General features: G+C 63.1%; 11 protein-coding genes. 6 read left to right on the forward strand and 5 right to left on the reverse strand.

What is annotated here, in order from left to right; genetic code table 11:
• Positions 1–368 precede the first annotated feature (368 nt).
• Together VEK15_13210 and VEK15_13215 are read right to left on the reverse strand one after the other, a co-directional pair.
• A complete protein-coding gene (locus VEK15_13210; GenBank protein ID HXV61650.1) occupies positions 369–1,001 on the reverse strand; it encodes a nucleotidyl transferase AbiEii/AbiGii toxin family protein in 633 nt (210 codons plus the stop codon).
• A complete protein-coding gene (locus VEK15_13215) occupies positions 1,001–1,264 on the reverse strand; it encodes a hypothetical protein (protein ID HXV61651.1) in 264 nt (87 codons plus the stop codon). The genes VEK15_13210 and VEK15_13215 overlap by 1 nt, the downstream gene beginning before the upstream one ends.
• 68 nt (positions 1,265–1,332) lie before the next feature.
• Between VEK15_13215 and VEK15_13220 the strand changes: the two genes are divergently transcribed.
• Both VEK15_13220 and VEK15_13225 read left to right on the forward strand, forming a co-directional pair.
• A complete protein-coding gene (locus VEK15_13220; protein ID HXV61652.1) occupies positions 1,333–3,135 on the forward strand; it encodes an amidase family protein in 1,803 nt (600 codons plus the stop codon).
• 468 nt (positions 3,136–3,603) lie between these two features.
• Complete coding sequence (locus VEK15_13225) at positions 3,604–3,915, forward strand: type II toxin-antitoxin system Phd/YefM family antitoxin (protein HXV61653.1); 312 nt, start codon at positions 3,604–3,606, stop codon at positions 3,913–3,915.
• Between the two features lie 75 nt (positions 3,916–3,990).
• Here VEK15_13225 and VEK15_13230 read toward each other — a convergent pair whose 3' ends face one another.
• The gene (locus VEK15_13230) at positions 3,991–4,167 is read right to left on the reverse strand and encodes a hypothetical protein (protein ID HXV61654.1); all 177 of its coding nucleotides are present in this window, start codon (positions 4,165–4,167) and stop codon (positions 3,991–3,993) included.
• A gap of 160 nt (positions 4,168–4,327) precedes the next feature.
• Between VEK15_13230 and VEK15_13235 the strand changes: the two genes are divergently transcribed.
• Genes VEK15_13235 through VEK15_13250 form a run of 4 tightly spaced genes read left to right on the forward strand, consistent with a single transcriptional unit; the run spans position 4,328 to position 8,290 of the window.
• Complete coding sequence (locus VEK15_13235) at positions 4,328–5,305, forward strand: multidrug DMT transporter permease (protein HXV61655.1); 978 nt, start codon at positions 4,328–4,330, stop codon at positions 5,303–5,305.
• 7 nt (positions 5,306–5,312) lie between these two features.
• Positions 5,313–6,242, forward strand: coding sequence for a ribokinase (rbsK, locus tag VEK15_13240; GenBank protein ID HXV61656.1), 930 nt, complete (start codon positions 5,313–5,315; stop codon positions 6,240–6,242).
• The gene (locus tag VEK15_13245) at positions 6,224–7,240 is read left to right on the forward strand and encodes a nucleoside hydrolase (GenBank protein ID HXV61657.1); all 1,017 of its coding nucleotides are present in this window, start codon (positions 6,224–6,226) and stop codon (positions 7,238–7,240) included. Before rbsK ends, VEK15_13245 begins: the two co-directional genes overlap by 19 nt.
• Before the next feature lie 9 nt (positions 7,241–7,249).
• Positions 7,250–8,290 (forward strand): nucleoside hydrolase, encoded by a 1,041-nt coding sequence (locus VEK15_13250; GenBank protein ID HXV61658.1) that lies wholly within the window; start codon positions 7,250–7,252, stop codon positions 8,288–8,290.
• Between the two features lie 96 nt (positions 8,291–8,386).
• Here VEK15_13250 and VEK15_13255 read toward each other — a convergent pair whose 3' ends face one another.
• On the reverse strand, positions 8,387–9,508 hold the full coding sequence (locus VEK15_13255; protein ID HXV61659.1) for a nucleoside hydrolase: 1,122 nt from the start codon (positions 9,506–9,508) through the stop codon (positions 8,387–8,389).
• 8 nt (positions 9,509–9,516) lie between these two features.
• Positions 9,517–10,532: queuosine salvage family protein (locus VEK15_13260; protein ID HXV61660.1), on the reverse strand; the 1,016-nt coding region annotated here is incomplete at its 5' end.

The following is a 10,532-nucleotide window of genomic DNA, read 5'->3' on the forward strand; positions in this document are numbered from 1 at the left end:
GTTCCTCTTCGTCATCGTGGATGCTCTGCGCATCGATCAGATCACCGAACTCGTCGGACGTCACGGGGTGAGCGAGATAAGCCTCCTGTTCCTCCTTGACCATCACAGCCTCGCGCTCGGCCTCGAGCCACTTCCGTAGCGCCAACCGACAGATTTCAGAACGCGTCCTTTTGGAGACCCTCGCAGTTTTATCAATGGCACGCAAGAGAGGTTCATCGATGGTGATCGATATTGTAGTCACAATTTTATTCTAATACAAACGCAATATAGGCGCAATTGAATGGCCAAGGGTGCGTTCCAAGAAAAAAATAGGGGCCAAAAGGAAGAGGAAAGCTCGATGAGCTTGCGGTAAAGCTAATCTCGGCGCTCTACAGGAGCGCAGTCGACTCCCGCCGGAAGAACTCCTTGACTTCGGACCAGGACAGCTCGGTCAACATCTGAAGAGGTGGATCGACCTCAGCGTCCTCGAAATAGGAGAGTGATTTGAGGAGGTGCATCCGGTTGTACTCGATCCCGGCGTACTTTCGAATGAATAACGCAAGAATCTCGCCGAGAGAATATTGTTTGGCGACCATGTACAGGTCGACGAAGTCCCGTCTTGTTCCCCGGCTAGCGACGGCGCTCAATTTCATGCAGGCGATGTCTCTCACGTCCGCGACGTCGACGCCACCGTAGCGGTCGAGGGCGAAAAGCAATGGATAGGGATAACCGAGGAAGCTCACCTTGATCTCCGAGACCACCAGATGCAAGGTCGATGGAGCTCGACTCAGAACCGAGAGAGGCTCGTGCTTTCGAAGTGAGGTGAGAAGCGCGTCCTCCTCGAAGGGCTCGAGAGAGAAAAAATCGAAATCAACGGAGCGCCGGTGACCGTAGCGAAGAGCGAGTCCGGTTCCTCCAGCAAGATAGAAGCGAGGCGTAAGCGCCGATGCATTCAATATCACCAGGAGACGTTGCGCATCGTCGGAGATGACCTCCGGATGCCAATCACCGGATGGTTCCATCAAGACGCGGACAAGGCCGCCACCTGGTCTCTTGGCAGACCGTACACGAGCGACCAGAAGTTTGCCGATCTTCGGCTGAGACGCCGTTCGCAACGAAGCACTTCTTTGATCTCCGTATCGGAAAAAATCTCCCTGAGCCAGGCGTAAGCGTGTTCATCTCCAAATTCGAGCACGCGCCCTATCGTGTAACGGGGGTAGTCTCGCGGCACGAAGGTCGTGACGTCGATTTCCCAGAACAACGGACGAACGCTTCGTGGAACCACGCTGAATTATACCTTACGGCCATCGTGGCCCTGGTGACCCGGTGGTTTCCGCTATACGATCCCCGGTCATGATTTCGTTTCTCATCGCGGTCGCGCTCCTGCCACAACCCGAGGTCCCGTTCGACGTATTCGAGAAGACCATTCCTGAGCTTCAAGAAGCGATGGAAAGCGGCCGAGTCACCTCGGTGGAGATCACCCGGCAATACCTGGAGCGCATCGAGGCCTTCGATCGCAAACCGCCCGCGCTCAACGCCATGATCCATCTGAACCCTGACGCGATCGAGCAGGCGGAAGCGCTCGACCGCGAGCGGGCCGAGCGCGGGTCTCGCGGGCCGCTTCACGGCATCCCGGTCATCTTGAAGGACAACTACGATACGTTCGACATGCCGACGACGGTGAGCTCGGCGTCGCTCGCCGAGTTCGTGCCGCCCGACGATGGTTTTCAGGTGCGCAAGCTTCGGGAAGCGGGAGCGGTCTTCATCGGCAAGTCGAACATGCACGAGTTTGCGCGCGGCATCACGACGATCAGCTCTCTGGGCGGACAAACGCTGAATCCTTACGATCCGACTCGAAACCCGGGCGGGTCGAGCGGGGGGACGGGTGCCGCCATCGCGGCGAGCTTCGCCGCGGTCGGGATGGGAAGCGATACCTGCGGGTCGATCCGCATCCCCGCGGCGAACGCAAACCTCTTCGGCCTGCGCGTCACCCAGGGGCTTTCGAGCCGCGACGGGATCATCCCGCTGTCACACACGCAGGACGTCGGAGGTCCCATTGCCCGTAGCGTCATCGATCTCGCCCTCGTTCTCGACGCCACGGTGGGTCCGGACGAGGCCGATCCCCAGACGGCTTCCGGTGGAGCTCGGCGCCCTCCGTCCTACACCGCGTTCCTGCGAGAGGGAGCACTCGACGGCGTGCGTCTCGGCATCCTCCGATCGATGTTCGACGAGAAGGAAGTGACCGACGTCGTGCTCGAGGCCGTCGACGTCATGAAAGCCGAGGGCGCGGAGGCGGTCGATGTCGAGGTTCCGGACCTCTCGCAGCTTCTCGAAAGCTCCGGCGTCATCGATATGGAGTTCAAGCACGACTTCGAAACCTACCTCCGAGCTTCAGGAGCTCCCGTGCAAACCCTCGCCGAGATCCTGGGCCGCGGCCTCTACCATGACGCGCTGGAAAGTCCCCTTCGCCGTTCGGACGAGAAAGATACGGACTCAGACGAGTACGCGATCGCCCTCGCCAAACGCGACGTCGTGCGCGACGCCCTGTTGAAGGTCATGGCAGACAACCGCCTCGACGCGATCGTCTACCCCTCGCTTCGACGGCGTCTCGCCGTCGTGGGCGATCCACAAAGCGGAAGCGCCTGTCAGGTTGCCGCTCACTCCGGTCTTCCCGCTTTCAGCCTTCCCGCGGGCCTGACGGAGGACGGGGTACCCGTTGGGATCGAGCTTCTGGGAAAGCCCTTCAGCGAGCCCGATCTCATCGCGATGGCCTTCGACTATGAGAGGGTGGCAAGGCCGCGCGTCCCCCCGCAGCGAACGCCGTCTCTGAAGAGCGGCCCGCTGAGCCGCGCCTTCACTTTGGAGGCGTCTCAGAACGGCATCACTGTGGAGGCCACGTTCCTTCTCGACCATCCGAGCCAGACGCTCGACTACCGCATCGATCTCGAGGGCGTTCTGCCAGGCGAGGTCACATCGATTCGAATGCACCGCGGGGAGAATGGGCCCATCGTCGCCCTTCTCGAAGACGGGCCCCGCGGAAGCCTCCTCGTCCGGAACCGCGATCTCGGAGCACTGCTTGCGGGAGACATGCATCTGGCCGTCGCGACGACGACGCACCCTCTCGGAGCGCTGGTCGCGCCGATGCGGCCGAAGTAGAGCGACCTCGGTCACTGGAACTCGACCTGCGCGGGATCTAGAACAAGGTTACCCGACCCCGCCGCGACGCAGCTCCTCTTTGTCGGCCGGGAGACTGGTGCTGGCGCTCCTTGTTCTCTGTGGGTATCTTGACTATAATTGTGACTAACGAGTGGCCAAGCGGGCTTACGAGCTGATCTACGACCGAGAGGTGAAGACGCATCTCGAAAGCATAGACCGAAAATTTTATTCGCTGATTCGAGACACCCTCCGGGAGCAGTTGAGCCACGAGCCCATGGTCGAGACGAGAAACCGCAAGCCGATGCGACGACCGAACGCCCTGGGCACGGAATGGGAGCTACGGTTTGGCCCTGAGAACCGTTTTCGAGCTTATTACAGTGTTGACGCGTCTCGACGTGAAGTTCATATCCTGGCGATTGGACACAAGAAGGGAAGCTCGCTGTACATTGGGCGCTCGAGGTTCATGATATGAAGATCGCTCCGCTGGCAGAAGTCAAAGCACGGTTTAGTCGCTACGTGGAGGAGAGCGAGCGCGGACCGATCGTAGTAACGAAGAACGGACGCCCGGTCGCGGTGATCATCTCTCCACCGGACGAGGACGAATTGGAACGCTTGGTGTTGGCTCACACACCACGGTTTCAGCGTCTCATGAAGGCCGCCGAGGAGCGCCTGCGCGAGACCGGCGTGAAACACGACGAGTTTTGGGAGGGCGTGATGGGTGAGGAGCCGAGGCCCGAGACGCCTGCCAAGCGATCTCGGCGGCAGCGGAAGAAAGAGTAGCAGAAGGTCCGTTGACCGCGGCCACGTCTCGTCGCCCAGCACGCACGGGAACCCTAGGTGAGGCCGGCGAGCTGATTACTCCGCCCGCAGCACCACTACCGGGTCGACTCGACTAGCTCGTCGCGCCGGGAGAAAGCTCGCCACGACCGCGACGGTCGCGAGAAGCAAAGGCACGAGGACGAGGGTCGCCGGGTCGCTCGATTCGACGCCGAACCGGAGTGCCTGCCAGCATCGGTCCCGTAGCGAGGACACCGATGAGCCAACAGTCCCGGGCGCGTCCCTGGCGAAGAGACATGGGGTGAGAACCTCTTCGGCGTGAAAATTAGCGAAAGCGATCCACGGATTCGATCCCGAGTGTCACGCGCTCGCGCGGGTATGTTAGAGTGCCCCGGCCTAATCGAGGGGGCTCCGCATGTTCGTTCCCGAATCCTTCGGATTCGCTCTCCTTCTCGTGATCCTCTGCGCCGCCTGCTGGGGCTCGTGGGCCAACACCTACAAGCTCGCGAAGGGCGTGCGCTTCGAGCTCTTCTACTGGGACTACGCCATCGGCATCTTCGCGATGGCCGTCCTCCTCGCTCTCACTCTCGGGAGTGCGGGCGGGGGCGAGAGCTCTTTCCTGACAAATCTCGATCGGGCAGGCACCGACCGGATCGTCCAGGCCATGATCGGAGGCGCGATCTTCAACCTCGCGAACATCCTCCTCGTTGCGGCCATCGCAATCGCCGGCCTCGCCATCGCCTTTCCCGTCTCGATCGGAACGGCACTCGTCCTCGGAACCGTCCTCGCCTACGTCGTCGAGCCAAAAGGAAACGTCGGCCTCATCGCTCTCGGCGTCGCTCTCGCCGTTGCCGCCATCATCGCCGATGCCCTCGCGTACAAGGAGCTTGGCGGAGGCAAGGTGAAGGTTACCGGGCGAGGGCTCTGGATCTGCATCATCAGTGGTCTCCTGATGGGAAGCTGGGTGCGCTTCACGACCGTGGCCATGGCGCCGGGCGAAGGGCAGCTCACCCCCTACACCTCGACCGTGTTCTTCACGCTCGCCGCGCTCCTCTCGACCATCCCCTTCAACCTCTATTTCATGAAGAATCCCCTCGCGGGTGAGCCCGTCTCGATGTCCGGGTACACGCAGGGTGGAGTCCAGTGGCACATCCTGGGACTTCTGGGAGGAGCCATCTGGAGCACGGGGACCGCGTTCAACCTCATCGCGGGAAGCCGCGTCGGGTTCGCCATCTCTTACGCCATCGGCCAGAGCGCTCCCATGGTGGCGGCGCTGTGGGGCGTCCTCGTCTGGAAAGAGTTCGAGGGAGCGAGCGCGAAGTCGAAGCGCAACCTCGCCCTGATGTTCGTTTTCTACATCGGCGCGATCATCGCGCTCGCATCTGCCTCGTAGGTCTTCTATGGCAAGAAAACCCCGCGTCGTCGTCGTCGGAAGCGCCAACATCGACCTCACCACATTCACGGACAAGTTCCCGCGCCCCGGGGAGACCATTTTCGGAGATCACTTCGACCTCGGGTTCGGGGGCAAAGGGGCGAACCAGGCCGTGGCGGCCGCCTACTGCGGCGCCGAGGCGCACATGGTGGCGCGCGTCGGCGACGATCTATTCGGCCCCCCGACGGTCAAGAACTTCAAGGCCCTCGGCATCGGCGCGCGCCACGTGAAGATGGTCAAAGGCGTCTCGAGCGGCGTGGCCCCGATCTTCGTCGACCCGAGCGGCCAGAACCGCATCTTCGTCGTCAAGGGAGCAAACGACCGGGTGACGCCGAAGGCAGTCGATGAGGCCGCGAGCCTTCTGAAGCGAGCGGACGTCATCGTCCTGCAGTTCGAGATCCCTCTCGAGACCGTCTATCACACCGTTCGCCTCGGGAAGAAGTACGGCGTGCGCACGATCGTGAACCCGGCCCCGGCTGCTCCCGCGGACCTGAAGCGGCTTGCGCCCGCCGACTACGTCATCCCGAACGAGAGCGAGGCCGAGACGATCACGGGAAAGCCGGTGAAGACCGTCGAGGAAGCGAAAGCCTGCGCCCGGTACCTGCTCGATCAGGGGCTCTCCCGGGTGATCCTCACCCTGGGGGAACGTGGCGCTCTTCTCGCGACACGCGAGGCGATGGAGCTCATCCCCGCGTTCCCGGTCACCGCCAAGGATTCCACGGGGGCGGGAGACGCATTCATCGGAAGCTTCGCCGTATTCCTCGCCGAGGGTCATCCGGAGCGCGAGGCCATCCGGCGCGCGAACCTCTACGCCGGCATCTCCACCACCGCCATCGGCACCCAGAAGTCTTTCATCAAGCGCGCCCAGTTCAATCGGGAGTGGCGAGCCCGCTCCTGATGTTCTCCGCTCTCGTTCTCGCTGCGGCGATTCCCGTCATCGTCGACACCGACTGCGGCTTCGCGAGCGACGACGCCATGGCGCTTCTCGCTCTCCTCCAGTCGGAGAAGGTCGAGCTCCTCGGCATCACGGTCGTGACCGGTAACGATTGGCTGAAGCAGGAAGTCGCAAACGTCCTCCGGCTCCTCGAGATCGCCGGAAGACCCGAGATCCCCGTCTTCGCCGGCTCGGAGAGGCCCCTCGTCACGAGCCAGGAGGAGATGATCCGCCGCGAAAAGGTCTATGGCGAGACGAGCGACGGCGGCTACAAGGGCGCCTGGCGCGAGGGAGGACCGGGTCGCGACGACGTCGTTCCCCCCGACGGCGTTCTCGCATCCATCCGCCCCCGCGAGAAACACGCCGCCGACTTCCTCATCGAGACGATCCGAAGCCGTCCGGGCGAGGTCTTCGTCGCGGCCATCGGCCCGCTCACGAACGTCGCCCTCGCTCTCGCGAAGGATCCAGAGGTCGCGTCGCTCGCCCGCGAGCTCGTCGTCATGGGCGGCGGAATCGGGAGGCTCCCCGAGTTCAACTTCTGGATGGACCCCGAGGCGGCGCGCATCACGCTTCGGGCGGATTGGCGGCGGGTGACCCTGACTCCCATCAACATTGCGGAACAGGCGCCGTTCACCCTCGAGGCCGCTCGCTCTCTCGCCGAAATCGAATCACCGATTGGTCGCTACTTCGAGTCCGCCCACGTCGGGAGAGTGGCCGCTCATCCCGTGACCCCTCTCATGTACGACCAGATCGCGATTCTCGCCCTCCTCGAGCCCGAGGTCGTGAGGCGCTCGGAGGAGATCTTCCTCGACGTCGAGGTCGACCACGGCGCCCACTACGGGCAGACGCTCTACTGGGACTCCGAGAGGCGGCCACCCGAGGGTGTCGGAAAAGCGACGGTGCTCCTCGACCTCGACACGCCGCGGTTCATGGAGGTCTTCTACGATCTCATGAGGAAATAGGAGCTACCCATGTTGAACCGAAAATCTGCCCTCGCCGCTCTACTCGCTTTTCTCCCGATTCCCGCATTCGCGCAGACCACGAAGGTGTTCATCGACCAGGACACCTCCGGCCCGGGGGGAACCGACTCGATCTCGATCGCGATGCTCCTCAAGGCGCCCAACGTCGAGGTGGTCGGAATCGGGGTAATCGCCGGAGACGCCTGGCTCGACCAGGCGCTCTATCACACGCTCAAGATCGCGGAAGTGAGCGGAAAGCCGAACGTTCCCGTCGCGGCTGGCGCGGCGGAGCCTCTTCTCCAGACGGGCGATTCGATGAAGATGCGACACGCGCTCTGGGGTCCGAAGCCCGGCGACGGATGGTACGGCAACTGGGGAAAGCTCGTTCCACCCTCGGGAACGATCCCTCCCGCTCCCGGCGGACCCCCATCCATCAAGCCCGTTCCCATGCACGCCGCCGAGCTCCTCATCGAGATGGCGAGGAAGTACCCGGGGGAGCTCGTCCTCTACACGGCGGGGCCCATGACGAACGTCGCTCTCGCGGTGAAGCTCGCCCCCGACATCGTTCCCAAGATCAAGAAGGTCTACACCATGGGCGGCGCCATTCACGTGAACGAGAAGTTCAATTTCTGGTGGGACGCGGAAGCGGCGGGAATCCACATGCGCACCGACTGGAACGAGCGGGAGCTCACTCCCATCGACGTCTGTCACAAGACCTTCGTGCGCCAGGAGCTGATCGATGCCGTCGCCAAGGCGGACACCCCGCTCGCCCGCTACGTGAAGGAAGCCTACGCGAGCGGAAACGAGGACCTCTTCAACTTCATGTGGGACGAGCTCGCGGCCGCCGCCATCATCGACCCCTCGATCATCACCAAGACCGAGGAGCTCTTCGTCGACGTCGATTGGGGCTTTGGACCGAACTACGGAAAGACGGTGTGGTGGAGGAAGGACCAGGGCGGCCCCTCCTGGGCGAAGAAGACCTGGCGTGTCCAGACCGACATCGACGTCGCGCGGTTCGAGAAGCTCTACGTGGAGCTCTTGAGCCGGCCCTAACAACGGAGGTCTCGATGACCACTCGCAGGCGGTTCGTGACGAGTGTCCCCATCGCACTCTTCGGAGTCTTGTCCGAGAGGCCTCCCGGCTTCTGGCCTACCGGGAGATGAGATCGACGAAGAGCTCCCGGAACCTGGGAATGTCCGCTTCGACGTAGACCCGCGCGGGGTGGAGGCCTACGGGCGGCTCGAGGTGCGAGCGCCACTTCGAGAGGTCCACGGGGTCGGGGCCGCTATAGGCGAGAAAGAAGCTCAGGGGCTCGTCTGGCTTCCTCCAGACGAGGCTGTGACCGTACTTGGGTCCTTGCTGGATGACGGCGTCGAGGTAGAGCGTTTCGGACTTCAGAATCACGCTCGGATCCAGGAGCGCCGCGACGGAAAGCTCGTCCCACATCGCCGACCACTGCGTGTTGTCATCCGGGCTTTCATATTCGACGTACAGTTCCCGGAAGTGCTTCGCGAGTCGCCCTCCGGATTCCGCGATGGCGCGCATCATGGTCTCGTCGGACCACACCTCGAAGCCCAGCTCGCCGGTCGTGACGAGGATCTCCTTCCAGGGCTCGCGCATCACGATCGCGGCCGCCTCGGGATCCCACCACCAGTTGAGCTCGAATCCTCCCCCGCGGCTTCCCCCCATGATGTGGATCGAGCGGGCGAGGCCGACGATGTCCGGTGCCAGGCGAACGGCGAGGGCGAGGTTCGTGAGAGGACCCGCGCAATAGAGGACGACCTCACCCGGGTGGGCGCGCAGGGTCTCGATGATGAAGTCGGCGGCGTGGCCGGGACGTGCCTTCAGCTTCGGCGGCCCGCCCGGCGGATCCCAGGTGCGGCTCGGGGGCGGCGCATCGGGATTGAAGGAGCCGTGCCACGAAGGATGAGAGCCGTAAAGCAATTCCCTTCCCTCGACGAGGCTCCCGCGGTTGAGAAGAGGCATCTCGGCGCCCGCGACCACGGGGACGTCGAGCCGGCCGGTGAGCTCGAGAGCGTGGAGCGCGAAGACCGTCGCCGGCTTCACCCACTGGTCGCCGCTCACCGTCGTGATCCCGAGAAGCTCCACGTCGGACGACATCAGGAGCATGAGGAGCGAGAGGAAGTTGGTGCCGTGCGGCCCGGCGCTGTCCTGGTCGGCGAGGACCTTGATCGTCTGCGCCGCTCTCGCGTTCGAGGACCCGGGGATGGCGACCACGGTCGCGACGAGGAGGAATTCCTTCAATCGCATTCGAGCTCTCAGTAGGCGGTGGTCACGGTAAGGTGATGTGGCCAGTGCGTGGTGTGGTAGTGGGTCCAGATGCGGCCGTCCACCACTGGCTCGATGATCTGCCGATCGGGAGGGCGAAGGGCGTTCAACGCCTTCGTGAGAAGGTGCATCCCCCAGAGAGTGAAGGCGCGGATCTCGACTTCCTCTTCGCTGTGGACGGGGATGATTCGGTAGGAGTTGATCGCCTGTTCCAGTTCATGGCTATAGGAAGTGATCCCGAGGAGCCGGAGTGCCACCGGTACGATGTAGTCCGCGAAAACGGTCAGCTCCTGTGCGTCCTCGAGTCGGAAGAAGCCTCCGTGGCGAAAGCGGGCGTGGAGGTTCCAGAACAAGAGCTGCGCCCGCTTCTGGAACGAGACCCGGTGGCCCCGGTAGTCGCTCTCGTCGCGGAAGGAGGGGAACTCCGCGAGGAGGCGTTCGAGAACCCCTTCCCCTCGAGCGTAGAGACGCTGCGGTCCCCCTTGAACGAATTTGTGAAATCTGCCCTCGTACCGTTCCTCGAGAACGCGTCCCACCTCATGGAAGATGGCGAGCCTCTCGTCGAGCATCGGCATGATGATGTTGCCGCGAAAGATTTCCTCGAGATCGGCCTTTCGGACTTCGGCCAGGTAGCTGCCCTCGAGGATCGGGATGCCCCGATCGAAAGCCCGCTTCAAGCAGGCCACCATCGCGTCCGAATCCGACCGCTCCGCCCCGGCGTAGTCCACCCGGAACATCACGTGCTCTTCGAAGTCGGTGAAGGCGAAGTTGATGGTCGAGGTGAGGAAGATGAAGTCCATGGTATCCGCGTCGTTTCCCTCCGGCTGGATGGGCGAGCGAAAGTCGGGCCAGGGGAGCTCCTCGTACGCCATCCAGCTCGCGACGTCCCGGATGCGATCATCATGAATCCGCACATGGCGGGCCGAGGCGATGACCGGAGCCACGGTCTTCAGGATGGGGTGGGCCGACGGCTGAGCCGGCACGCCGGTCTCCCTCATCGCCTTCG

The sequence above is a fragment of the Vicinamibacteria bacterium genome, assembly GCA_035620555.1.
In the GTDB taxonomy this organism is placed as follows: Bacteria; Acidobacteriota; Vicinamibacteria; order Marinacidobacterales; family SMYC01; genus DASPGQ01.

What these genes read in the sequence shown, in the direction of transcription:
- rbsK (HXV61656.1), top strand. Translation starts at nt 5,313, where the DNA reads ATGGCAAGAAAACCCCGCGTCGTCGTCGTCGGAAGCGCCAACATCGAC.
- VEK15_13225 (HXV61653.1), top strand. Translation starts at nt 3,604, where the DNA reads ATGAAGATCGCTCCGCTGGCAGAAGTCAAAGCACGGTTTAGTCGCTAC.
- VEK15_13220 (HXV61652.1), top strand. Translation starts at nt 1,333, where the DNA reads ATGATTTCGTTTCTCATCGCGGTCGCGCTCCTGCCACAACCCGAGGTC.
- VEK15_13250 (HXV61658.1), top strand. Translation starts at nt 7,250, where the DNA reads ATGTTGAACCGAAAATCTGCCCTCGCCGCTCTACTCGCTTTTCTCCCG.
- VEK15_13255 (HXV61659.1), bottom strand. Translation starts at nt 9,508, where the DNA reads ATGCGATTGAAGGAATTCCTCCTCGTCGCGACCGTGGTCGCCATCCCC.
- VEK15_13235 (HXV61655.1), top strand. Translation starts at nt 4,328, where the DNA reads ATGTTCGTTCCCGAATCCTTCGGATTCGCTCTCCTTCTCGTGATCCTC.
- VEK15_13210 (HXV61650.1), bottom strand. Translation starts at nt 1,001, where the DNA reads ATGGAACCATCCGGTGATTGGCATCCGGAGGTCATCTCCGACGATGCG.